Below are 23,592 nucleotides of genomic sequence, written 5' to 3'. Positions count from 1 at the left end.
ATGGCCGACACTGACGAGACGACGCCGGCCGACGTCCTGGTCTTCGGCTCGCTGAATGTCGATCTCGTCTGCCGGGTGGCGAGCATCGCCCGGCCCGGCGAGACCGTGCTGGCGCCACGCTACGAGCAGTTGTTCGGCGGCAAGGGCGCCAACCAGGCGGTCGCGGCATCGCGCATGATCGGCGGCGGCAACAGGGTCGCCATGGTCGGCGCGGTGGGCGACGATGTTCTTGGCCAGGCGGTGGCCGACAATCTGCGCGGCGAGGGCATCGATGTCGGCGGGCTGCAGACCGCGCCCGAGCGCACCGGCTGCGCCTTCATCTCGATCGACGCGGCGGGCGAGAACGCCATCACCGTCGCCAGCGGCGCCAATGGCTGCGTGACCGCCGGGCCGCTGGCGCCCGGCCGGCTCGGCCCGCAGAGCATCCTCGTCCTGCAGATGGAGATCCCGCTGGCCGAATGCGTCGCGGCTGCAAGGGCCGCGCGGGATGCCGGCGCCCGCACGGTGGTCAACCTCGCCCCCGTGCCGCCGGATCTCGACGAGGCAGGCATGCTGCAGCTGATGGAACTGGCCGACGTGCTGGTCGTCAACGAGAGCGAATTGCGTTCGGCCGCCACGATCTGCGCGGTCGAGAGCGGCAACGCCTCCGAGCGTGCGCGCACCCTGTCCGAACGCCTGGACCTCGCCGTCATCGCGACCCGCGGATCGCGCGGGCTGATCATCGCCGACCGGAACCGGCCGGTGCGCTCCATCCCGGCGATGAGCGTCGAGATTGTGGACACCACCGGCGCCGGCGACACCTTCGTCGGCGTCTTCGCCGTGGGCCTGTCCGAAGGGCGCGCGCCGGACGATGCCGCCGAACGCGCCGCGGTCGCCGCCTCCCTCGCCTGCCGCAAGCTTGGCGCCCAGTCGGCCATGCCGACAGCGGCGGAGGTCGAGCGCGCACTGGCGGAGCTCAAGCCATAAGACCGCACCGGCCACGCCAGATGCCCTGTTACGGTAGCTTCGGGCTGAGCAACGCCCCACGTGCCGGCTGCGCGATCCGTCGCTTCGCGTGGCGTTGGCTTGCGCAGAGCGCGACATTGCTGACCGCACTGACTCTCGCGGTTTCTCCCTCCATGGCGGCCTCGACGCGGGTGGCTGTGGCCGCCAACTTCACCGAGGCCGCGCAGGAGATTGCCGCCGCCTTCACGGCCGCGACCGGCGACAAAGCCGAACTCAGTTTCGGCTCGACCGGCACGCTCTACACCCAGATCTCGCAGGGTGCGCCCTATGAGGTGTTCCTGGCCGCCGATGCCGAGCGGCCGGCGAAAGCCATCGCCGAAGGCCTCGCCGTCGCCGGCAGCCGCTTCACCTACGCCACCGGGCGCCTCGTCCTCTTCAGCAGCGAGCCGTCCCGCGTCACCGGCAAGGCAACGCTGACCGAGGGCGCCTTCGACCGGCTGGCCATCGCCAACCCCGCCACCGCTCCCTATGGCGCGGCGGCCGTGGCGGTGCTGCAGGCGCTCGGGGTTTACGAGGCGGTTCGGCCAAAGCTCGTGCAGGGCACCAGCATCGCCCAGGCCTACCAGTTCGTCGCGACCGGCAATGCCGAGCTCGGGCTCGTCGCGCTGGCGCAGGTCGCCGGCAAGCCGGGCGGTTCGCACTGGCAGGTTCCGGCAGAACTGCACACCGCGATCGACCAGGATGCCGTACTCCTCGAAACCGGGCGCGACAGCGCCGCGGCCAAGGCCTTTCTGGACTTCCTGAAGAGCCCGGAAGCGGCCGCCATCATCCGCCGCTACGGCTACGAGACCGGAGCCTGACGGCCGATGTTCGATGGCGGCGACATCTGGCCCCCGATCCTCCTGACCATCCAGCTCGCCGCGGCGACGACGCTGATCCTGCTCGTCCTCGGCACGCCGCTGGCCTGGTGGCTGGCGCGCTCGACGGCGCGGTGGAAGGAGATCGTCGGCACCCTCGTCGCCCTGCCGCTGGTGCTGCCGCCGACCGTCCTCGGCTTCTATCTGCTGATCGCGCTGGGGCCGGAGGGCCTCGGCGGCCTTCTCGGGCTGCGCACCCTCGCCTTCAGCTTCGAGGGGCTGGTGATCGGATCGGTGATCTATTCCATGCCCTTCGTCGTCCAGCCGATCCGCAACGCCTTCGAGGCGATCGGCGACCGGCCGCTGGAGGTCGCGGCCACCCTCAGGGCCTCGCCCCTTGATCGTTTCAGGACCATCGCCCTGCCCCTGGCGCTGCCCGGCTTTCTCACCGGCGCGGTGCTGGGCTTTGCCCATACGGTCGGCGAGTTCGGCGTCGTCCTGATGATCGGCGGCAGCATTCCGGGCGAGACCAAGGTGCTGTCGGTGGCGATCTACGACTATGTCGAGACCCTGCGCTGGGCCGAGGCCCATGTCCTCGCCGGCGGCATGCTGGTCTTCTCCTTCCTCGTCATCCTGGCGATGACCCTGTTCGGCCGCCGCATCGGCCAGCCCCAGCCGTGAGCGCCGAGGCCGAAACCGGGTCGGCCGGCCTCACCGTTGCTCTCGCGGGCCGTCTCGGCGCCTTTGCGCTCGACATCGCCTTCGCGGCGCCGGCGACCGGCGTGACGGCGCTGTTCGGGCCCTCCGGCTCCGGCAAGACCTCGGTGCTGCGCGGCGTTGCCGGGCTGGCTGCCTTTGACGGCCACGTCACCGTCGGCGACGAGATCTGGCAGGACGCCGCGAGCTTTCGCCCGCCCCACCGGCGGGCCGTCGGCTATGTCTTCCAGGAAGCCAGCCTGTTTCCGCATCTGACCGTGGCGAAGAACCTCGTCTATGGCGCCCGCCGCAGCCCCGGCGGCGTCGATGCCGCCCATCACGCCGAGATCGTCGAGTTCCTCGGGCTCGGACCGCTGCTCGACCGCGCGCCGGCCGGTCTGTCGGGCGGCGAACGCCAGCGGGTCGCGCTCGGCCGCGCCATCCTCTCCCGGCCGAAGCTCCTCCTCATGGACGAGCCGCTTTCGGCCCTCGACCGCTTCGCCAAGGACGAGATCCTTCCCTATTTCGAGGCGCTGCAGGCCGATCTCGCCATCCCCGTCCTCTATGTCAGCCACGACATCGCCGAGGTGGAACGGCTGGCCGACCGGATCGTGGTGATCGAAAAGGGCCGGGTCCGGGCCGCCGGCGCGCTCAATGCGGCGCTCACCGATTCCGGCCTCGGCTTCGTGCGCGATCCCCACGCCGCCGCGGTGCTGCCGGCCCGCGTCGTCGCCCACCACGCCGAAGACGCCCTCACCGAACTCGACCTCGGCGGCCAGCCGGTCTTCGTCGACGGCAGCGGCCCGCACGATGTCGGCGCGGCGCGGCGCCTGCGGATCGAGGCCCGCGACGTCAGCCTGTCGCGGGAGATCCCGACCCTGTCGACCATCTCCAACACGCTGAAGGTGCGCATCCTTGCGATCGAGCCGGCCAATGCCGCCGATTATTCGGTCTTCCTGGCGCTGGAGGGGGCCGAACAGCTGAGCTTCGTCGCCAAGGTGACCCGCCGCTCGGCGCGCCGCCTGTCGCTGGCGCCCGGCGACCGCGTCTTTGCCCAGATCAAGTCCGTCTCTCTCGCCACCGCCCGGGCGATCGGCGGCTGACGTCGCGCCGGCCGGTCGAACTTCTGAAAGTCACCGACCTGACCTAGGGTAGGGTCCCGAGCCGGAGGTCGAGCCAGAATGACTATGCAGGACAGGATCGCATCCCACCCCCTCGCCTATCCGGTCGCCTCGCGGCTGATGCACTGGGCCGTCGCGGTTCTCGTCCTGGCGGTATGGCCGCTCGGCGCGGTGATCAGCGTGGTCAAGGACGACGCCAAGACCGGCTTCTACTTCTTCCACGAATCGCTCGGCTTCCTGATCCTTTGGCTGATGCTGGCGCGAATGGCCCTGCGGCTGCTCTACCCGCCGCCGCCGCATCCGCCGATGCCGGTCTGGCAGGCGCGCATCGCCAACCTCGTCCACGGTCTTCTCTATGTCGTCCTGATCGTCCAGCCGATCGTCGGCTTCCTTGCCACCAACGCCTTCGGCTTTCCGCTCGACTGGTTCGGCCTCGGCACGGTCTGGAGCCCGGTCGGCAAGTCCGACGATCTGGCCCCGATCCTGATGCAGGTGCACGAAATCCTGGCCTGGTCGATCCTCGCTTTGTTCGTGCTGCATATGGGCGGCGTCCTGCACCACCACATCCTGCGCCGCGACGCGACCTTGCATCGGATGATCTGACAGGCGAGGCCTGCGCTAGCGCGGCAGCGCCAGTACGTCGAGATGGCCGACGCGGCAGGTGCCGCGCCCGGCATTTTCCATCCGCATCTGTCGCCAGTCGGCAAGGTCCGGCGTCGCGATCGCGCCGGTTTCCGCCACCGCATCCGCCATGCCGGCATCGAAGAGCCGCCGCAGCGAAGCCTCATCCGCGCCGAGACGCCATGGCGCGGACGCCGTGCGCACGGCGTATCCACGTGCGGTAAATGCATCGGCGAGGGCGGGTCCCGCATCGGGCCCGAGCGCCGTGCCCAGCCCCTTGTCGCCGCGCTGGTGGCCGTTGAACGCCGCCACCACCGTCGCGTCGAGGCGATGTTCCTCGCTCCAGGCAACGCTGCCGTCATAGCTGAGCGCGGCATAGAGCCCGGCCCCTTCGGCGACGAGCCGGTCGGCCAGCCGCTCGACGAAATCGCGCGAGGCGAGATCGAACAGGGCGGACGCCGTGACCAGCCGGACGCAGGAGAGATCGAGGGCATCGAGATCGGTCAGATCGGCCTGTACGGTCTCGACATTCTGCGTCGCAGCAAGCCGTCGCGCGGCCTCGGCGAGGAGCGCGGCATCATTGTCCACCAGCCGCCAGCGCAGGCGTGGCGCGTGGGGCGACACGGCGCGCAGGGTCGAGCCGGTGCCGCAGCCGAGATCGACGGCGAGCGGGGCGTCGCCCGCACCCTCCAGCCAGGCGACCGCGCCCTGCAGCAGGCCCGTGTCCCGCGCCGCCCCGTCGGCGGGCTCGCGAAGATCGAGCCAGTTGGTGTCGAAGCCGCTCATGCCATGGCCCTCGCCAGAATCCCTGAAAGTGTCTCGGCGCTCTCGCGCCACGACGGCAGCGCCCGTCCCGCCGCACAGGCCGCGTCGCCCATTGCGCGGCGCCGCTCCGGCCGGCTCAAGAGCAGGCGCAGCGCGTCGGCGATGCCGGCGACATCGCCCGGCGGCACCAGCATGCCGGCCGTCTCCGGCACGACCTCGGGCACCGCCCCGCCCGCACAGCCGACAATCGGCAGGCCGTGCGCCAGCGCCTCGGCGAACACCATGCCGTATCCCTCGTAGCGGCTGGCCAGGGCGAAGATGTCGGCCGCGGCATACTCACGGTCGATCGCGTCGCTTGCGCCGCACAGGGTGATGCGGTCGCCAAGCACCAGCTCGGCGATCTGTGCCCTCAAGGCCTCGGCCGTCGCCCGATCGGCAGTCTCGTCGCCGACGATCCGGCAGTGCCAGTCGAGATCGCGGATGCGGGCCAGCGCGTCCACCAGGGTCGCATGGTCCTTGCGGGCAATCAGGCTGCCGACAGACAGGATCATCGGAACGTCGCCGCTCCCTCGCGCCCGCGCGGCCGCCTCGGTGCCGGGCACCACGACGGCGAGCCGGTCGTCGGCGACGGCGAAGTTGGCGACGAGTTCCCGCGCCGTCGTCGGGCTGGTCGTCACCACCTCCCGCGCAAAACCGAGGGTGCGCCGCTCGCTCGCCGCCAGTGCCGCGGCCGTTGCGGCATCGAGCCCGGTTTCCAGCGCCAGCGGATGATGAACCAGCGCCACGAGACGCAGGCGTTCGGCCTCGGCCGCGGCGATCTCCGGCATCGCCCCGAAGGCCAGCCCGTCGACCAGCACCAGCGCCCCGTCCGGCAGTCCGGCCAGCCGGCGCGCCGTCCCGGCAAGGGCCGCGGCGTCCGGCTGCGGAAAGCCGTCCGGCAGCGGCAGATGCTCGACCTGCCAGCCAAGTGCGCCGAGTTCGGCGATCATCCGGCGGTCATAGCCATAGCCGCCGCTGCGGGTCTCCAGAGCGCCGGGAATCGCGAAATACAGCGTTCCGATCAAAGATCGGCCTCGTACCAGGCGCGCGCCACGTGGGATTCGTGGAGCTGGATCTTCAGGCGCTTCACCCGGGCTCCGCCGTCGCCGAGTTCCCCGGCGGCGATCTTCGCGGCAATCGCATCGAACAGATGCTTGGCCAGGAATTCCGTGGTCGTCACCTTGCCGGCGAAGATCTCGAGTTCGTCGAGGTTCTGGTAGTTCAACGGCTTGACGACGCCGGCGAGGATCTCGGTCGCCAGGCCGATATCGATGGCAAGGCCATCCTCGTCGAGGCTGTCGGTGAAGAATGCCGCGTCGACGACGAAGGTCGCGCCGTGCATCCCCTGCGCCGGCCCGAAGACCGGACGCGGCAGGCTGTGGGCGATCATCATGTGGTCGCGAACTTCGACGGCGAACATGGGCAGGTCCTTTCGGGAAGCGGTCGGATGGAAAATCAGTCGTAGCGGATGCGGTGGCACAGTGTCGCCGGGTCGGCGAGGATGCCGCCATAGCGCTCGGGCAGCTCAGTGAAGCGCGTTTCGCCGGAGACGAGCGCGTCGAGACGCGGGTCCGCGAGCAGCGAAAGGGCCGTGGCCATCCGGCGACCGAGGCTCCAGCGCGCCCGGCGATCGGGCGGCACATGGCCGACCTGCGAAGCGACGATCTGCAGGCGGCGACTGTGGAACGCCCCGCCCAGAGGCACGCTGACCGGACGGTCGCCATACCAGCTCAGCTCGACGATACGCGCCTCGAAGCCCGCCGCTTCGATCGCGGTCGCAAGCCCTGCCGAGCTGGCCGAGGCGTGGACGACCACGTCGCAATCGGCCGGCGCCTGCCCCGGAGAGGCGAAGCGACAGCCGAGCGTCTGCGCGGTGGCGGCGCGCTCGGGGTTCAGATCGATAAGGCAGGTGTCGGTGCCGGGAATGCGAGCAGCCAGCCAAGCGACCAGCAGGCCGACGAGGCCGCCGCCGACGATGGCGACCCGGTCGCCGGGCGCGATCCGCGCGTCCCAGACCACGTTGAGCGCGGTTTCCATGTTGGCGGCGAGCACCGCCCGTGCCGCCGGCACATCGTCCGGAACCGGAACGGCCATCGCGGCGGGCGCCTGGAACCGGTCCTGATGCGGGTGCAGGCAGAAGACCGTCTGGCCGAGCCGTTCGGGCGGGCCGGCAACGATCTCGCCGACGGTCGAATAGCCGTATTTCACCGGAAACGGAAAATCCCCCGCCTGGAGAGGCGCGCGCATCCGCTCATGCTCGCTCTCCGGCACGCGTCCCGCCGCCACCAGCGCCTCGGTGCCGCGGCTGATCGCCCCGAACCGGCTGGCGATCTCGACCGAGCCGGCGGCAAGCGGGCCGAGGTCTTCCACGCGCAAATCCGGTCGATCCGGCCCTTCGAGCCAGAGAGCGCGACATATGGTCGTCATGGGCACAGTCGCCTTTCGATCGATCGTGGCTCGCCGGAAGCAGCAATGCCGGCGTCCGCCGCGCTGCGCACACCGGCCTCGGCACGCGAGGTCGTCGCGCAAGTGGCTGAATTCAAAGCCGAGGCCGCGCAGCGTCGGCAGGACTGGTGAATGTGGAGAGAGGAACTAAATCCCCATGTGGTCCGGTCAACAGGACTGCGACGGCTCGGCCGTTTCGCAAGGGGTGACGATCTATCCCATATCGGGCGCTGGGGATTTTCCCCATCGACCCGACATAGGGTGCCAGCGATCGGGTTCCGGTCGAAGCAACGCGAACGGTCCGCGAAGGGGCCAGAACGGGCGGGTAGGATGACCATCCACACCAACGCGTCAGCAGCGGAACCGGCACAGGTGTCGCTGGCGTCCTTCGGTCCCGATGCGGCAATCCGCTGCGAGCGCGCCGCGGCGGAACTGCGCTTCGGGCGGCCGATCCGGATTGTCGGCGAAGACGGCCAGGCACTGGTCGCGCTGACGCTCGACACGGCGACGCCCACCGGCTTCCGCGACCTCTCCGACATCTCGGGCGACCATCTGCAGCTCTATCTGACGCCGCAGCGCGCCAGCGTCCTTGGCATCGACGCCCCGGATGGCGCCATGATCGGCATCGACGGCATGGACTTCGACACTGCCTGCCATCTGGGCTATCTGCGCGGCGCTGTTCCGCCCGAAGGCTGGCAACCGGCCAGCCCCCTGGCCGGCGAGGCTGCCGGCGTCGCCCGTCTGGCGCTGCTGCTGCCGGCCATCGTCTGTGCGTCGATCGCCGCCGACGATCCGATCTTCGCCGACTGTGCGACCATCGGGGTCGGCGACATCGCCGTGGCGCTCGCCGCGACGTCGCGCCGCTTCGAGGTGGTGGCCGAGACGGCCGTACCGCTGGCGGGAATCAAGGAGGCACGCTTCGTCGTGTTCCGCGGCGGCTTTGCCCAGCGCGACCAGATCGCCATCGTGGTCGGCCAGCCGGACCGCGCCTTTCCGGTCCCGGTGCGGGTCCATTCCTCCTGCATCACCGGCGACCTCTTCGGGTCGCTGAAATGCGATTGCGGCGACCAGCTGCGCAACGGCCTGAAGACGCTGGAAGCGCGCGGCGGCGGCGTGCTGCTGTATCTCGACCAGGAAGGACGCGGCACCGGCATCGCATCCAAGATGCGCGCCTACGGCCTGCAGGCCGAAGGCCTCGACACGATCGACGCCGATGCGGAGCTGGGCTTCGGGGCCGACGAACGCCGCTACGAGACCGCCGCCGCCATGCTCGACGGCCTCGACATCAAGCGCATCGACCTTCTGACCAACAACCCGCTCAAGGTGGCCTATCTGAAGGCCTGCGGGATCGACGTGGTCGACCGCACCCCGGTCACGGGGACGGTGACGGTCGAGAACCGCCGCTATCTGCGCACCAAGGCCGAACGCGGCGGCCATCTCCTCGCCGTCGACCGCCTGTTCGGCGGCTGACCGCGGGTCGAGCGCGCCATTTCAAGCGGGATCGAGGAAGCAGTAGACGTCGCCGGAATTCGCCGCTTCCGGCAGGCGCGACAGATGCGCGGCCATCGCCTCGGCGGTGTCACCCGCCGGCGTTTCCCAGGCATGGCTCTCGCCGATCGACAGGCGAAACCGGCGATAGCCCAGCGCGCTCGCCCGGGACAGCGCGGCCAGTGCAACGTCCTGCTGCAAGGTCGTAAACTCGAAGGAGAGGATCGGCACCGGGGCGCTCAGCCCGGCAAGCACCCGGTCCTCCAGTCCCTCCACATCGATCTTGATGAAGGCCGGCCGGCCATAGGCCGCAATCAGAGCGTCGAGCGTCACCGCTTGCACGGTGACCGCCCCGTCCCAGACCTGATCGCGCCAGCCCGTCCCGCTTGCCGCGGCCGCGATCAGCGCGTCAGACCCCGTGGTAACCGTTGGATTGGCGCTGTTCACATGCAGCCGGATCTCGCCCGGCGCATCGGAAACAGCTGCCTGCACGATGTCGATGCGGCGGCGCCAGCCGAAGGCCAGCCGCAGCAGCGCGGCGAGCCGTGGCTGGGGCTCGACCGCCACCACCCGCGCGCCCAGACCGTGCAGGACACGGGTCCGGTCACCAACATGGGCGCCGATGTCGAAGACCAGGTCGCCCGGCCGGACCAGACCGCCATAGAAGGCTGCAAGGCTGCGCAGATGCCGGCGGTCGCCGTGATAGATGGCAAGGCTGCGCAGGATGCCCGACCAGCCCCGGAAGCTGCCGACGCTCCGTGCGCCCATCAGCGGCGGCCGATGTCCGCATCGATCCGGATCGGCACCGGCGCGGCATAGGTGTTGCGGACGGCCTCGCCGGCTACGGGACGCCGCCAGCGCCGCGCCGTCGCCGGCACCAGATCCTTCAGCACCATCGGCAGGGCCGATTCCTCCGGCACGGCAAACAGGCCGGCCCGCGATAGGACGCGGCCGAGGACCGGCATGGCGGTGACCACGGTGAAGGGGATCGCCACGAGGAGGCCGGCAACGAAAGGCAGCGACCAGACCAGCGCAAGCGGCGCGGCGGCGAACAGCGTGACCGCCATCACGCCGCCGAACAGGGTCTGCGGCCACATCGCCCGGATCGCCGACCCCCATCCGACGCCCATCACGTCGCGGTTCTGGCCGCTCCAGGTCACCGAGCGCCCGAAGGGCAGCCCGGCCAGGAAGATCGTCACATAGACCGCGACGACCGGCGCCATCAGCATGGACATCAGGATCTCGGCAAGGGTCGAGACGGCGAAGCGCAGCGGTCCGCCATAGGAGCGCACGGCGCCGCGGGTCAGCACCACGTCGAGCGCGCCGGCCAGCTTGGGCGAGATGCTCAAAAAGAAGATCACCGCGAACAGCCCCAGACCCAGTTCCACGTAGCGGGCGTCGAAGGTCCCGGTCACGGCCTTGGCACAGGCCGCGATGGTCATCGCGAGCCAGGCCGGCGGCGCCATGTACATCAGGATCGCCTGCAGGATCTGGAAGCGGCTGAGCGGCGCAAGGCCGGGGGTGAACAGGAACCGCCAGTACTGCATGTTGCCCTGGCACCAGCGCAAATCCCGCTTGGCGAAGTCTGGCAGGGTTGGCGGGTTGGTCTCGTAGCTGCGGGTCTCGACCGGGATCACCCGGACCTCGTAGCCGGCGCGCCGCATGTAAGCCGCCTCGAGTTGGTCGTGGCTGAGCACCGGACCGCCGAGCGGCGGGCGTCCGGGCAGATCCGGCAGCCTGCAATGGGCCCGGAAGGCTGCCGTGCGGATGACGGCATTGTGCCCCCAATAGGGTCCGCAATCGGCGTTCCACCAGGCGGCGCCCATGGTGAAGGAGCGCATGCCGTGGCGCATGCCGAACTGGAAGATCCGCGCAAAACCGCTGTTCGCCGGCATGCCGACGACGAGGCTCTGCAGGATGCCGAGCCGCGGCTGCCGTTCCATCGCCGCCACCATGCGCACCATGACGTCGCCGGCCATGACGCTGTCGGAATCGAGCGGCAGGAAATAGTCGTACTCGGCCCCCTCGTCGGCGAGGAACGCGGCGATGTTGCCCGCCTTGTAGCCGGCATTGTCGCGGCGGCGGCGATAGACCGGCTCGCGGCCGGGCTCGAGGACGGCCGTAAAGCGCTCGAAAGCTGCCTCTTCGCGCAGCCCGATCTCGGCGTCGTCGGTGTCGCTGAGGATGAAGAAGTGGAAATGATCGTCAAGGCCCGTCTTGGCGAGGCTGCGGCGCATGGCCTCCAGCCGCTCGAAGCTCGGCTCCGGCGCCTCGTTGCGCAAGGTCATGACGATGGCGGTGCGGCTGGTCAGCCGCGCCGGCCGTCCCGCGGGCCCGGCCTCGAAGAACGGATAGACGCTGGCCGCCGGGTCGGCGGGCCCATGCAGCAGGACGAGACCGATCACCGCGTTCCAGAAGCCCAGCACCGTCCAGGGCGTCGCCAGCGCGAAACCGGCGAGGATGACGGCTTCGAGGGCGTCGATCCCGTCGCCGGACAGGATCAGCGTCACGCCCGCGGCGAGCCCGACGATCGTCGCCAGATTCAGCGCGGCGACGAACCAGCGACGCACTGCAACCGGCCAGCCGGCTGTCTCGATGGCCGGCAGCGCCGCTTCCGGCGCCGGCACGCGGTCGGTCTCGACCATCTCGCGGATGTCGCCGCCGCCTTGGGGTTCGCGCAGCACGTCTCGCACCTCGAATGACGATGAATGTCTCGGCCAACGGCCTTGCGGGCCACGCGCCGCCAGAAGCGTCCGCATGAAGGGCGGAAAACGCGACCGTTCGATGACCGTTGCATCACGAAACCGCGTCCGATCGCCTCAGGCCAAGGCGATCTAGGCAGCTATCGCTGCGCTGCCGCCGTGGTCGCCGGCGAGAAGGCGGGGCGGTCGGCGTCGGGATACCAGTACCGCGCTGCCGGCTTGTCGCGCTCGATCAGCACGAAATTGTTGGCGAAGACCCGGTAGGGATGGCTCCATTCGCCATCCGGCCATTGCACGCGGATCTCCGCCCGTTCGGCCGTGCCAAGCCCCAGATGCACGAAGCCGGAAGTGCCCGAGGCGTGGCCTCCGCCGACCTGGATCGTCCGGTTGAGCGAGACCGTGCCGATCTTCACCGACAGCTTGGCGCCGAGCGCCGCGCGGTTGCCGCTCTTCTGGCTGAGCGCGACCTGTAGGAAATTGCCCAAGGGCCGCGTGCCGAAATCGCTCTTTCCGCCGAGATTGCGGAACAGGCTGGCCGGCCCGCCGCGATTGACCACCAGAATGTCCTCGGCGCCGTCGAGATTGAAGTCGGTCAGCAGGGCGCCGCGCCCCTTGGTCGGCAGGGCCAGTCCCGCCGCCTCGCCGCGCTCGGTGAAGCGGCCGTCGAAGCCGCCCATCAGGAGATTGTCCGGATCGTAGGCGGCGAAATCCGGCATCGCCTCGACATTGCCCTTTGCGATGAAGAGATCGAGCGCCGTGTCGTTGTTGAAATCGGCAAAGCCCGCATGCCAGCCGGTCGAGGGCCGGCCCTGATCGCCGGTATAGGGCCGGTGCGCCGTCGCCCGCCGCTCGAAGGCCTCGTCGCGATAGGTCGGCGCGTCCTCGAACTCCCGGTCGAGAAATTGCAGCTTGGTGTCGCCCATCGAGGTCAGGGCATATTCGGGATAGCCGTCGCCATCCACATCGCCCTCGGCGATGCCCATGCCCCAGATGGTCAGATGCTGCCAGCCATCGGCCTTGCGATAGGGCCGCGGCGCCTGGCCCGGCTCGACCCGCCAGAGCTGCTCCTCGCCGCCACGGTAATATTGCCGGTCATTGGTGATCCGCAGCGACGGCTGGCCGGAGCGGTTCCAGTCGGTGAACAGCATCGACAGGGCGCAGAAACCGGGACTGAGCGCAGTCGGCTCGGAATAGTCCGGCTGCCCGTCGGCCCCTTCGCGGGGACGCAGCAGCACATTGTCGGCGCAGGTGCCCCAGGGCGAGCCCGGCGCGGCGCGGTCGACGTAATTGCCGAAGGCCAGGGTCGGATAGGTCGCCCCCGGCTCGACGATCGCCGAAAAGGCCGTCGTCCAGGCCCGTCCACCATCGAAACTCCAGTCGAAATTCGCCTTCTCGAAGCGGCATTCCGGCCCGCCTTTCAGAAGCAGGTTCGCGCCGACGCGCAACAGCACCAGATCCTCGTGACCGTCCTGATCGATATCCAGCGGATAGGCGCCGGTCACATTGGCAAGGTCCTTCGGGTCGATGTCCTGCGCCAGTTTCTCGAAGGCCAGCGGCCCGCCCGCCTGCGAGCGGTTGGCGTAGAAACCCGCCTCGCCCTTGCCGCCCGCCAGAAACAGGTCGGGAAAGCGGTCGCCATTGCAGTCGAAGGCCGCACCGCCTCCGCCGACGAAGAACTCCCACGGCCCGCCATAGCTGTGCGCAATGCCCGCCGCCTTGGCCTCCTCCTGGAAAAGCGGCGTGTCGCCGGCAAACGGCAAAGGCGCGTCCGCGGGCCCCGCGGCTTGGGCTAGGCCCGCCGAGGCCAGCAGCACAAGGGCGGCCCCCATGATGCCGAAGCTGCCGCCGCGAGCCGGGTTCCGGAGAGCGGTCATGGCGTGATCCTCAATGTCTTCAGCCAGGCGATCAGCGCCGAGCGGTCGGCCTCGGCCAGATCGCCATAGCCCGCTGCGCTGGCGCTCGCCGCGCCGCCATGGGCGCGGATCACCTCGTCCAGCGTGGTCATGTCGCCGCGATGGCCGTAGGGCGCCGTGTCGGCCAGCCCCCAGAGCTCGGCGGTCATGAACACGTCGCGCTCGACGAAGCGCTGGGCCAGCGTCTCGTTGCCGAGATCGGCGGTGCGGGTGTCGGCAATGCGGTGGCGCTTCAGATCGCCGAACAGCGGCACCAGTACCCGCCCCTCGGCGTCGCGCGGCAGGTGCCCGGCCCACTCGGTCAGGGCGAGGTCGTAGACGGCCGGCGTCTCGACATCGCCGGTGCGCAGCGTCCCGGCGGTGTCGACCGGACCGGGATCGGCGAAGGCGAGGCTGTCCAGCGGCAGCGACGGGCGATGGCAGCTCGTGCAGCTGAGTTCCGAGAAGACGTCGCGCCCCCGTGCGGCGGCCTTGCGCCACGCAGCATCCTGTGGCGCGATCTCGCGCGGCGCCGGCAATGTCGCCTGCCAGGCGACCAGGGCCGAGACCTCGCCTGCGCCGAGCTCGTCATCGTGCCCGTCGCCGTCGAAATCCGCCGTGCCGGTCCAGCGCGTGCCCCAGCGCTCGTCGGGCTGCATGCCGTGATGCTGGTTGAGCGCATTGACGGTGAACTGGCGCAGCGAGGTCATCACCCCCTTCTGGGTGAAGGGCCGCACCACCAGATCGTCGTCGACGCCGTCGAGTTCGCCGAGATCCACCGATCCGTCGGGCAGCGCGGTGATCCGTCCGAAATCGACGCCCTTCGAGGTCAGCCTCCGGCGGACTTCCCTGCCGCTCGCGCGGGCCTCCTTCAGCGCCTCGGCCCGCGCCGCCGTCAGATCGACGGTCATTTCGCGCGCCAAGAGCTCGATCAGCCCCGCGCCGAACAGATGGTTGGTGCCGCGCTCGTTGGAAAATTGCGGATCGAGGGTATCGAACTCGGCGCTCTCGAAGCCTTCCGACACGAAGGCGTTGGCGACGAAGCCACCGGCGCCGCCGGCGACCGGTTCGTTGTGGCAGGACGAGCAGGCATTGGCGTCGGGTCCGGCGAGGCGCTGGAAGGCGTGCTCGGACGGGCGCCGGCTGCGGGTCGGCACGATCGCCTGGGTCGCATTGGGGCGCCCTGCCCCATCGAGAATGGTGAAGCGCGCTGCAAACAGTGCGCGGCCCTGTTCGGTCAGCTCCGCGAGGGCCTTCGCGGACAGGGGCCCGGCCAGCCTCGCGGGGGCGATCCGCTGGCGAATGGTGCGCTCGCTCCAGGCCGGCTCCTCCGCCATCGCCGGTGCGAGCGGTCCGCCCAGCGAGCCGAGGAGGCATATCGCGAGGATCGCAGGACGATGTCGCATCAGGCCGCCTCCCTCGTCTCGGCGCCGCCGGCCCCGGCGAACTCCCCATCCACGGCCGCCAGTGCCTTGGCAGCGGCGGCCTCGAACACCAGCTCGTCCACATCCTCGACCCGCGAGAAGGGCGTGTCGACGCCGACGCCGTCGATGGCGCTGTCGCCGATGCCGGCGCGGATCGGCGGCTCCAGAAGGTCCATGGCGTGGGCCCCGGCGCCGGTGACCACGATCGGCAGCGGGTCGATCAGGGTGAACATGCGTCCGAGACTGTAGCCGATCGCCGTGCCCGCCTCCTCGAAGGCCGCCAGCGCGGCGGCATCGCCGGAGCGGGCGAGCGCCGCCAGCCGGTGCATGTCCTCGTCGGAAATCCGCCGTGTCGGGATTTCGTCGGTCCGCCCGAAAGCACGGCGCCAGATCGCATAGTCGCCGGCATAGGCTTCCACACAGCCGCGATTGCCGCAGCGGCAGAGCGCGCCGCCGGGAATGTGGTTGATATGGCCGAACTCCACCGCCGAGGAGCGTTGGCCCTGAAACGTGCTGCCCCCGAGCCGCAAGCCCATGCCGACACCGAAGCCGATGAACAGGGTGGCAAAGTCGCGCCCGACGAAATCGGGCTTCCAGCGGAATGCCTCGGGCATCAGGGAACAGTCGTTGAAGACGCCGACCTCGGCCCCGGTCAGCGTCGACAGCGGGCCGGCGATTTCGAGATTGCGCGCCTTCAGCGTCGGCGACCACAGGATGCGCCGGGCATTGCTGTCGGTCTTGCCCTGCACCGCCAGAACGATCTGCCGGAGCGGTGGCGCACCGGGGCATGCCGTCCCCGCCTCGCGCAGGAGGTCCACCAGCAGCGTCACCAGCCCGTTCTGGTCGAGATCGGCGATGTCGCGTTCGCAGGAGGCCGCACCGAGGGTCGCCCCGCGATAGTCGCACAGCCGCACCGACAATTCGCCGACGGCGATCTTGGCGGTGGCGACGGTGGCCGCCGTGCCCTGCAGGCCGAGGCTCTTGCCGGGCCGGCCGCGGCGCGAGGCGCGTTCGTCCTCGTCGACCTCGACGATGAGGTCGGCGCGCAGCATGCCGGTGGTGATCGCCGATGCCGCCGACACCGACAGGCCGGTGGCCGCGCTGATCGCCTTGCGGGTGGCGATCCCGGTGCGTCTGAGATGGTCGATGACCGCGCGGCGATTGTGTACGCGCACGGCATCCGCATCGGTCTTGGCGAGCATGATCCCTGGTTCCTCCCCCGGCCTAGGACGGCCGCCCTCCTCGGCGGATAGCCATAGCCCTATTGTCATGTTGACACGCCTGAAAATTGCTGTCACGATTTTTTCCGAGGCTTGGAAAAAGTCTCGACGGCCGGGATGTGGGCCGGGGACCGGAAAGCGGGCGCCATGGCGCCGGGAGGAAAATCATGAAGTTTCTGAAGCTCGCGCTGGCTGGCGCGGTGTTCTCGATGGCTGCCGCCGGATCGGCCGCCGCGCAGGACGGCAAGACCGTCGGCGTGTCCTGGTCCAACTTCCAGGAAGAGCGCTGGAAGACCGACGAGGCGGCCATCAAGGAGGCCCTCGAGGCCGCCGGCGCCACCTACATTTCGGCGGACGCCCAGTCGTCGGCCTCCAAGCAGCTCACCGACGTGGAATCGCTGATCTCGCAGGGCGCCGACGCGCTGATCATCCTGGCGCAGGATTCCGCCGCCATCGGCCCGGCCGTGCAGGCCGCCGTCAACAACGGCATCCCGGTGGTCGGCTATGACCGCCTGATCGAGAACCCGGACGCCTTCTACCTGACCTTCGACAACAAGGAAGTCGGCCGCATCCAGGCACGCGAAGTCCAGAAGGCCCAGCCGGAAGGCAATTATGCCTTCATCAAGGGCTCCTCGGCCGATCCGAACGCCGACTTCCTGTTCTCGGGCCAGATGGAAGTGCTCCAGGAAGCCATCGATTCCGGCAAGATCAAGAATGTCGGCGAGGCCTATACGGACGGCTGGCTGCCCGCCAACGCCCAGCAGAACATGGAACAGATCCTGACCGCCAACAACAACGAGGTCGACGCGGTCGTCGCCTCGAATGACGGCACCGCGGGCGGCGCCGTGGCGGCTCTGGAGTCCCAGGGTCTGGCCGGTTCCGTGCCGGTCTCCGGCCAGGATGCCGACTTCGCTGCGCTCAACCGCATCGCCCGCGGCACGCAGACTGTCTCGGTCTGGAAGGATTCCCGCGAGCTGGGCAAGCGCGCGGCCGAGATCGCCATCGATCTCGCCGACGGCACGGCCATGAACGAGGTCGAGGGCGTCGAATCCTGGTCCGGTGGCCCGAACGGCACCGAGATGCAGGCGATCTTCCTGAAGCCGGTGGCGATCACCAAGGACAATCTGGACACCATCATCGACGCCGGCTGGGTGTCGAAGGACGTGGTCTGCCAGGGCGTCGACGCCGGTTCGGTTCCGGCCTGCGACTAAGCCAGACGACAGGACGGCCGCTCCCCAACAGGGGGCGGCCTTTCACCCTCACGGCCTGCTCGAACGCCCGGTCCTCGGCCCGGCGCTTCCCCCACGGCCGGATCGGGTGCAACATTCCAACAGGACAGCGCTGAACGCCTTGCCCCGGGCCCTTTCGCCCGGCACCGCACCAGCGTGATTGCGCCAGGGAGGCGAGCATGAGCCAGTCGGCATCCGAACCCAGTGTCGGCGCCCGCGCGTCGACGGGAGGCGGCCTGTCCCGATTTGTCCGGGCCACCGAGGTCGACACCCGCATGCTGGGCATGGTCGGCGCGCTTCTGGTGATCTGGCTGGTCTTCCACGTCCTGTCCGGCGGCATCTTCCTGACCCCGCGCAATCTGTGGAACCTGACGGTCCAGACCTCGTCCATCGCGGTCATGGCAACCGGCATGGTGCTGGTCATCGTCACCCGCAACATCGACCTGTCGGTCGGCTCGATCCTCGGCTTCACCGGCATGGCCATGGCCGCGCTGCAGGCCAACATCCTGCCCGGCATGCTCGGCTTCGACAGCCCCTTCACCTGGCTTCTCACCCTTGCCGCCGGCATCCTCGTCGGTGTCGTGATCGGCGGTCTGCAGGGTTACATCATCGCCTTCATGGGCGTGCCGGCCTTCATCGTCACGCTGGGCGGCCTGCTGATCTGGCGCGGCGGCGCCTGGTGGCTGACCTCGGGTCGCACCGTCGCCCCGCTCGACGACACCTTCCGGCTGATGGGCGGCGGCGCCACCGGCTCGCTCGGCGAGACCTGGACGTGGATCCTCGCCATCCTCGCCTGCATCGCCGTCGTTGCCTCGCTGGTCTTCGCCCGCAAGCGCCGGGTGCGCTTCGGCTTCCCGCAGCGACCTGTCTGGGCGGAGGTGACCATCGCCGCCGTCACCACCATCATCATCCTGGGCGCCGCTCTGGTCCTCAACGCCTATGAATGGCCGTCCGCCATCGCCCGCCGCTACGCCGAGGCCGCCGGCATCGAGGTGCCGGAAGGCGGCCTGCATATCGGTTACGGCGTCGCCGTGCCGGTGCTGATCGCCATCGTCGTCGGCATCGTCATGACCTTCGTCACCCAGCGCACCCGCTTCGGCCGCTACGTCTTCGCCATCGGCGGCAATCCGGAGGCCGCCGAGCTTGCCGGCATCAACACCCGCTGGGTGGTGATGAAGGTGTTCATGCTGATGGGCGGCCTCGCCGCCCTCGGCGCGGCGATCTCCACCGCCCGCCTCAACGCCGCCACCAACGCGCTGGGCACGCTCGACGAGCTCTACGTCATCGCCGCCGCGGTCATCGGCGGCACGTCGCTCGCCGGCGGCGCCGGCACCATCATCGGCGCCATGCTCGGCGCGCTGGTCATGCAGTCGCTGCAGTCGGGCATGGTGCTTCTGGGCGTGGATTCGCCGCTGCAGTCGATCGTCGTCGGCGTGGTCCTGATCATCGCCGTGTGGATCGACACCGTCTACCGCAGGAGGGCCGCATGAGCGCCACCGAGCAGTCCATCCACGACCACGGCGCCGGTCACAGCGACCCCGTCGACCGCAGCGGTCCGCCGCTGGTCGACATGCGCGACATCTCGATCGCCTTCGGTGGCATCCATGCCGTCGACGGCGCGACCATCGATCTCTATCCCGGCGAAGTGGTCGCGGTGCTCGGCCATAACGGCGCCGGCAAGTCGACGCTGATCAAGATCCTGTCGGGCGCCTACAAGCGCGATTCCGGCGAGATCCATGTGCGCGGCGAGCCGGCGGCGATCGCCAATCCCCGCGATGCCAAGGCCTATGGCATCGAGACGATCTACCAGACGCTGGCGCTGGCCGACAATGTCGACGCCGCCGCCAACCTCTTCCTCGGGCGCGAGATGCTGACCCCCTGGGGCACGCTCGACGACGGCGCCATGGAGGCCGAGGCCCGCAAGGTGATGGGCCGGCTGAACCCGAACTTCCAGCGCTTCAAGGAGCCGGTGAAGGCGCTCTCCGGCGGTCAGCGCCAGTCGGTGGCCATCGCCCGGGCGATCCTGTTCAACGCCAAGATCCTGATCATGGACGAGCCCACCGCGGCGCTCGGGCCGCAGGAGACCGCGCAGGTCGGCGAACTGATCAAGGAGCTGAAGAAGGACGGGATCGGCATCTTCCTGATCAGCCACGACATCCACGACGTCTTCGACCTCGCCGACCGGGTGGTGGTGATGAAGAATGGCCAGATCGTCGGCGGCGCACGGACCGAGAACGTCACCAAGGACGAGGTCCTCGGCATGATCATCCTCGGCAAGTGCCCGCCCGGCGCAACGCCCGGCCCCGGCGCGATGCGCGAATAGCAGGTCGTTTGATCGGGCGCGGGAGCTTCTCGCGCCCGAATGCATCCCGCTTCAGTCCGCCATGGCGGCGCGCAGCGCCGGATAGAGCCGGCGATAGAACAGATAGGCATCGTCGAAGGCCCGACCGTGGGCGTTGTCCGGCCGCAAACGCCGGGCGATCGGCGGCTCGGTCATCACCGCTTTCGGATCGTCGCCGGTCGCCGCGCAGAGGCCGAGCCGGGCCGCCCCGAAGGCGGCGCCGAAATCGCCCGCCTCGGGCAGTGCGATCTCCGTGTCCAGCACATTCGCCAGCAATTGCAGCCAGTAGGCCGAGCGCGAACCGGCGCCTACGGCGATCAGCCGCTGCGGACGCGCCGCTTCGCCGCCGGCCTCCAGGCAATCGCGCATGGAAAAGGCGACACCCTCCAGCACGGCGCGCGTCATCGCCTCGCGGCCGGTATCGGCCTCCAGCCCGGCGAAGACGCCGCGGATTTCGGAATCATTGTGCGGCGTGCGCTCGCCCGACAGATACGGCAGGAAGGTCAGCCGGCCGGGCGCCTGCACCGTCTCGCCCAGGGCGCCCGTCAGCGCCGCCGGCTCCTCCTTCAGGAGCTTCGACAGCCACTCCACCGAGCCGGCCGCCGACAAGGTCACGCCCATCTGGTGCCAGAGGCCGGGAATGGCGTGGCAGAAGGTGTGCAGCGCCGTCTCCGGCGCGGGCTCGTAGCCGGCCGAGGCGGTGAACAGCACGCCCGAGGTGCCCAGCGACAGGAAGCCGGTGCCGGGTTCGGCAACGCCGACGCCGCAGGCCGAGGCGGCATTGTCGCCGCCGCCACCGGCGACGACCGTTCCCTCCTTCATGCCGAAGCGCACGGCGAGTTCGGGGCGCAGGCTGCCGGAAACTGCCGTGCCCTCGACCAGCCGCGGCATGTGGTCGATCGCCAGCCCGGTCTTTTCCAGCATCCGCGCCGACCAGTCGCGCGCACCGGTGTCAAGCCAGGCGGTGCCGGCGGCATCCGACATCTCCGACACCGCCTCGCCGGTCAGCCACAGCCGCAGATAGTCCTTCGGCAGCAGCACCCGGCGCAGCCGGGCGAAGACCTCCGGCTCGTTACGCGCGACCCAGACGATCTTCGGCGCGGTGAAGCCCGGAAACACGATATTGCCGGTGATCGCCCGCGATTCCTCGTCGTCGAGTTCGGCGGCCTCCTCGTGGCTGCGGGTGTCGTTCCACAGGATGCAGGGCCGCAGGACCGCGTCATCTGCGCCCAGCAGCGTCGCCCCGTGCATGTGACCCGACAGGCCGATGCCGGCCACCGCCGCGAGTTCGGCGCCATGGGTATCGGACAACTCGCCCAGCGCGGTCTCGCAGGCCGCGATCCAGCTCTGGGGGTCCTGCTCCGACCAGCCGAATTGCGGCCGCTCGACGCTGAGCGGCACCGAAGCGGACGCGATGACGCGCTGGTCGTCGCCGATCAGCAGTGCCTTCAGCGAGGAGGTGCCGAGATCGAGGCCGAGATAATTGCTCATGTCACGTCCTTCACTGGCCGCAGGTTCATGCGGATTCGTCGAGCTTGCGCCGGGCCGCCGCGGCAAGGAAGCCCGACCGGGTCAGACCATGCCGCGCGGCATAGGCATCGATTTCCGCCAGTTCGTCGGCAGCGATGGTCACATTGACCCGGACCGAGCGCGGGGCGCGACGCGGCGCCGACACGAGGATCGCGACGCCCTCGCGGTTGCCGCAATCAGCCATGACGGTTTCCAGCGACGAGGGAACGGGCAGCGCGCCTCCGTCCTCCAGCAACCCTTCGATATGAAGCACCAGGGCGTCCTGCGCCATCGTGCGGGCGTCGTCGAGCGTCCGCCCCGCCGTCACGCAGCCCGGAAAGTCGGGGAAGGACACGCCGAAATCGCTGTCCCCCTCCTTGTGGATGATCGCGATGTAATCGGTCATCTGGTTTTCCTCAGCACGAGTCCGGCCTGCTTCTCGATGCTTCGCAGGGTGCCGCTCGGCAGGTCCCGCTTCGGGTGGGGCAGCGTGACGAGGCCGGACTTTGTCGGATGCTTCAATTGCATATGGCTGCCCCGCCGACGGACCTCGCGCCATCCGTCGGCAAGAAGGGCAGCGAGGATGTCACGACTATCCATGTGTATGAATACACATCATTGCCCGACATCCTCAAGCCGTCAGACGTAGCGATTGACGACGCCTTCGAGATATTCCTGCCGGCCCGAGCGGGGCTGCGGGTCGAGGTCGAGCGCCCGTGCGGCGACCTGTTCCAGGCTGCGCTCGCCGGCAAGCACCGCCTTGCCCTCGCTGCCGTCCCAGCCGGCATAGCGGTCGCCGACAGGCTTGGTCAGCGCGCCGTCGGCCAGCATCTTCTCGGCCGCGAGCAGCCCACGGGCGCAGGCGTCCATCGAGGCGACATGGGCGATCAGCAGGTCGTCCGGGTCGATCGACTGGCGCCGGATCTTGGCGTCGAAATTGAGCCCGCCCGTGGTGAAGCCGCCATGCTGCAGCATCTCGTGGAAGACCAGCGCCAGTTCCTTCACATCCATGGCGAACTGGTCGGTGTCCCAGCCCAGGAGGTCGTCGCCGCGATTGACGTCGAGCGAGCCGAACAGGTCGTTGGCATAGGCGTAGCGGACCTCGTGGTCGAAGGAATGACCGGCGAGGATGGCGTGGTTCTGCTCGATGTTGAGCTTCACCTCGCCGAGGAGATCGTATTTCTGCAGGAAGGCGAAGACCGCTGCCGCGTCGAAATCATACTGGTGCTTGGTCGGCTCCTTCGGCTTCGGCTCGATCAGGATCGGACCCTCGAAGCCGATCTTGTGCTTGTAGTCGACGAGCATGGCGAAGAACCGGCCGAGCTGGTCGAGTTCGCGCTTCATGTCGGTGTTGAGCAGGGTCTCGTAGCCTTCGCGCCCGCCCCAGCAGACATAGTTCGCCCCGCCGAGGCGATGGGTGGCGTCGAGCGCCGCCTTCACCTGCCCGGCCGCATAGGCAAAGACGTCGGGATCGGGATTGGTCGCCGCGCCGGCCATGTAGCGCCGGTTGGAGAAGAGATTGGCCGTACCCCAGAGGAGGCGCACCTTCTGGCTCTCCATCTTCTGGGCGAAGATGTCGGTGATCGCCTTCAGATTGTCGTTGGATTCCTGCAGCGACGCGCCCTCGGGCGCCACGTCCACGTCGTGGAAGCTGAAGAACGGCACGTCCAGTAGCCGGAACATCTCGAAGGCCACATCGGCCTTCTGGCGGGCCAGCGCCAGCGGATCGTCGCCATGCATCCAGGGCCGCAGGAAGGTCTCGCCACCGAACGGGTCGCCGCCCGGCCAGGTGAAGGAATGCCAGTAGCAGGCGGCAAAGCGCAGATGGTCTTCCATCCGCTTGCCCATCACCTGCCGGTCCTTGTCGTAGAAGCGGAAGGCGAGCGGGTCGGTGGATTGTTCGCCGGCAAAGGCGACCGGCGTCGAGAGATCGAAGAAGGAGGTGTTGGACATGGGACAGCTTCCTGAAGGTCGGGCTTTGCGCCCACGGGAATGGCGGCGGTGTCAGGTGCGAGAGGAAGGCGACGGCCCGGAAGAACGCGGCGACAACCGCCCGAACGCCCGGCTTTCGCCGAGCGAATGGCGCGCCGCGTACGCGGCTTCTCCCGTCATCATGGCATCCTCCCGGATCGGCGCGGAGCAGTCGAGCGAGCCCCCACGCCGCGTCTTCCCGCACAGTATCGCGCAGGCTCGCCGCGTTTTGAAGTACGCACCTCAAAAATTCGCGGCGGGCGGGTTTTCGAAGGTCGGACCGGGCCGTTGACGATCCTCTGAGACAATCGTGAGCGGCAAGCGGTC

Annotated in this window: 22 protein-coding genes and 1 pseudogene; 10 read left to right on the top strand and 13 right to left on the bottom strand. The window is 69.2% G+C overall.

Annotated elements, in window-relative coordinates:
- The 5 genes from N7I30_RS09660 (at window position 1) to N7I30_RS09640 (ending at window position 4,222) form a co-directional block, all read left to right on the top strand.
- Window positions 1-966, top strand: coding sequence for a ribokinase (locus N7I30_RS09660; protein WP_498638426.1), 966 nt, complete (start codon window positions 1-3; stop codon window positions 964-966).
- A gap of 20 nt (window positions 967-986) precedes the next feature.
- Window positions 987-1,805: a molybdate ABC transporter substrate-binding protein gene (gene modA / locus N7I30_RS09655; protein ID WP_498638424.1), complete on the top strand. Its 819-nt coding sequence runs from the start codon at window positions 987-989 to the stop codon at window positions 1,803-1,805.
- 6 nt (window positions 1,806-1,811) lie between these two features.
- Window positions 1,812-2,483 carry a molybdate ABC transporter permease subunit gene (gene modB, locus N7I30_RS09650; RefSeq protein ID WP_498638422.1) on the top strand — a complete coding sequence of 224 codons (672 nt, stop codon included), beginning with the start codon at window positions 1,812-1,814 and terminating at the stop codon, window positions 2,481-2,483.
- Window positions 2,480-3,601, top strand: coding sequence for a molybdenum ABC transporter ATP-binding protein (modC, locus tag N7I30_RS09645; protein WP_498638420.1), 1,122 nt, complete (start codon window positions 2,480-2,482; stop codon window positions 3,599-3,601). The genes modB and modC overlap by 4 nt, the downstream gene beginning before the upstream one ends.
- Window positions 3,602-3,679: 78 nt before the next feature.
- On the top strand, window positions 3,680-4,222 hold the full coding sequence (locus N7I30_RS09640; RefSeq protein ID WP_009208151.1) for a cytochrome b: 543 nt from the start codon (window positions 3,680-3,682) through the stop codon (window positions 4,220-4,222).
- A gap of 15 nt (window positions 4,223-4,237) precedes the next feature.
- Here the strand turns inward: N7I30_RS09640 and N7I30_RS09635 are convergent, their stop codons facing one another.
- Genes N7I30_RS09635 through N7I30_RS09620 form a run of 4 tightly spaced genes read right to left on the bottom strand, consistent with a single transcriptional unit; the run spans window position 4,238 to window position 7,420 of the window.
- Window positions 4,238-5,026 (bottom strand): methyltransferase domain-containing protein, encoded by a 789-nt coding sequence (locus N7I30_RS09635; RefSeq protein ID WP_498638417.1) that lies wholly within the window; start codon window positions 5,024-5,026, stop codon window positions 4,238-4,240.
- Complete coding sequence (locus N7I30_RS09630; RefSeq protein ID WP_498638415.1) at window positions 5,023-6,069, bottom strand: glycosyltransferase family 4 protein; 1,047 nt, start codon at window positions 6,067-6,069, stop codon at window positions 5,023-5,025. Before N7I30_RS09630 ends, N7I30_RS09635 begins: the two co-directional genes overlap by 4 nt.
- Complete coding sequence (locus N7I30_RS09625) at window positions 6,066-6,464, bottom strand: 6-pyruvoyl trahydropterin synthase family protein (RefSeq protein WP_498638414.1); 399 nt, start codon at window positions 6,462-6,464, stop codon at window positions 6,066-6,068. Before N7I30_RS09625 ends, N7I30_RS09630 begins: the two co-directional genes overlap by 4 nt.
- Before the next feature lie 35 nt (window positions 6,465-6,499).
- On the bottom strand, window positions 6,500-7,420 hold the full coding sequence (locus N7I30_RS09620) for a zinc-dependent alcohol dehydrogenase (protein WP_498638412.1): 921 nt from the start codon (window positions 7,418-7,420) through the stop codon (window positions 6,500-6,502).
- Between the two features lie 399 nt (window positions 7,421-7,819).
- Here N7I30_RS09620 and ribA point away from each other — a divergent pair, with 399 nt between their 5' ends.
- Complete coding sequence (gene ribA, locus N7I30_RS09615) at window positions 7,820-8,959, top strand: GTP cyclohydrolase II RibA (protein ID WP_498638410.1); 1,140 nt, start codon at window positions 7,820-7,822, stop codon at window positions 8,957-8,959.
- Between the two features lie 21 nt (window positions 8,960-8,980).
- On the opposite strand, the pseudogene N7I30_RS09610 reads toward ribA, so the two are convergent.
- From N7I30_RS09610 to N7I30_RS09590, 5 genes and pseudogenes are all read right to left on the bottom strand, one after another.
- Window positions 8,981-9,628: pseudogene (locus tag N7I30_RS09610) on the bottom strand (FkbM family methyltransferase); the annotation flags it as partial.
- 116 nt (window positions 9,629-9,744) lie between these two features.
- Entirely contained in the window at window positions 9,745-11,661 is a 1,917-nt protein-coding gene (gene mdoH / locus N7I30_RS09605; protein WP_498638408.1) for a glucans biosynthesis glucosyltransferase MdoH, read from the bottom strand.
- 158 nt (window positions 11,662-11,819) lie between these two features.
- Complete coding sequence (locus tag N7I30_RS09600; RefSeq protein ID WP_498638406.1) at window positions 11,820-13,553, bottom strand: ASPIC/UnbV domain-containing protein; 1,734 nt, start codon at window positions 13,551-13,553, stop codon at window positions 11,820-11,822.
- Window positions 13,550-14,977 carry a cytochrome c family protein gene (locus tag N7I30_RS09595; RefSeq protein ID WP_498638404.1) on the bottom strand — a complete coding sequence of 476 codons (1,428 nt, stop codon included), beginning with the start codon at window positions 14,975-14,977 and terminating at the stop codon, window positions 13,550-13,552. Before N7I30_RS09595 ends, N7I30_RS09600 begins: the two co-directional genes overlap by 4 nt.
- Window positions 14,977-16,197, bottom strand: coding sequence for an ROK family protein (locus tag N7I30_RS09590; protein WP_498638402.1), 1,221 nt, complete (start codon window positions 16,195-16,197; stop codon window positions 14,977-14,979). Before N7I30_RS09590 ends, N7I30_RS09595 begins: the two co-directional genes overlap by 1 nt.
- Before the next feature lie 185 nt (window positions 16,198-16,382).
- On the opposite strand from N7I30_RS09590, the gene xylF reads away from it, so the two are divergent.
- From xylF to N7I30_RS09575, 3 genes are all read left to right on the top strand, one after another.
- Complete coding sequence (gene xylF, locus N7I30_RS09585) at window positions 16,383-17,426, top strand: D-xylose ABC transporter substrate-binding protein (protein ID WP_498638400.1); 1,044 nt, start codon at window positions 16,383-16,385, stop codon at window positions 17,424-17,426.
- A gap of 197 nt (window positions 17,427-17,623) precedes the next feature.
- Window positions 17,624-18,934 carry a sugar ABC transporter permease gene (locus tag N7I30_RS09580; protein WP_188076959.1) on the top strand — a complete coding sequence of 437 codons (1,311 nt, stop codon included), beginning with the start codon at window positions 17,624-17,626 and terminating at the stop codon, window positions 18,932-18,934.
- Window positions 18,935-19,014: 80 nt separating this feature from the next.
- Window positions 19,015-19,767, top strand: coding sequence for an ATP-binding cassette domain-containing protein (locus tag N7I30_RS09575; RefSeq protein ID WP_498638489.1), 753 nt, complete (start codon window positions 19,015-19,017; stop codon window positions 19,765-19,767).
- Window positions 19,768-19,818: 51 nt separating this feature from the next.
- Here the strand turns inward: N7I30_RS09575 and xylB are convergent, their stop codons facing one another.
- From xylB to xylA, 4 genes are read right to left on the bottom strand one after another with little or no spacing between them, the layout of a single operon-like run.
- Window positions 19,819-21,276 carry a xylulokinase gene (gene xylB, locus N7I30_RS09570; protein WP_498638398.1) on the bottom strand — a complete coding sequence of 486 codons (1,458 nt, stop codon included), beginning with the start codon at window positions 21,274-21,276 and terminating at the stop codon, window positions 19,819-19,821.
- Window positions 21,277-21,301: 25 nt separating this feature from the next.
- A complete protein-coding gene (locus N7I30_RS09565) occupies window positions 21,302-21,700 on the bottom strand; it encodes a type II toxin-antitoxin system HicB family antitoxin (RefSeq protein ID WP_498638396.1) in 399 nt (132 codons plus the stop codon).
- Window positions 21,697-21,894, bottom strand: coding sequence for a type II toxin-antitoxin system HicA family toxin (locus N7I30_RS09560; RefSeq protein WP_498638394.1), 198 nt, complete (start codon window positions 21,892-21,894; stop codon window positions 21,697-21,699). The genes N7I30_RS09565 and N7I30_RS09560 overlap by 4 nt, the downstream gene beginning before the upstream one ends.
- Before the next feature lie 39 nt (window positions 21,895-21,933).
- Complete coding sequence (xylA, locus tag N7I30_RS09555) at window positions 21,934-23,247, bottom strand: xylose isomerase (RefSeq protein WP_498638392.1); 1,314 nt, start codon at window positions 23,245-23,247, stop codon at window positions 21,934-21,936.
- On the opposite strand from xylA, the gene N7I30_RS09550 reads away from it, so the two are divergent.
- Entirely contained in the window at window positions 23,246-23,557 is a 312-nt protein-coding gene (locus tag N7I30_RS09550) for a hypothetical protein (protein ID WP_498638390.1), read from the top strand. The two genes, xylA and N7I30_RS09550, sit on opposite strands and share 2 nt — an antisense overlap.
- Window positions 23,558-23,592 lie beyond the last annotated feature (35 nt).

Origin of the sequence: Aurantimonas litoralis (assembly GCF_026153195.1) — a bacterium.
GTDB classification, from domain to species: domain Bacteria; phylum Pseudomonadota; class Alphaproteobacteria; order Rhizobiales; family Rhizobiaceae; genus Aurantimonas; species Aurantimonas coralicida.
This window is presented reverse-complemented; position numbering and strand designations above follow the sequence as displayed.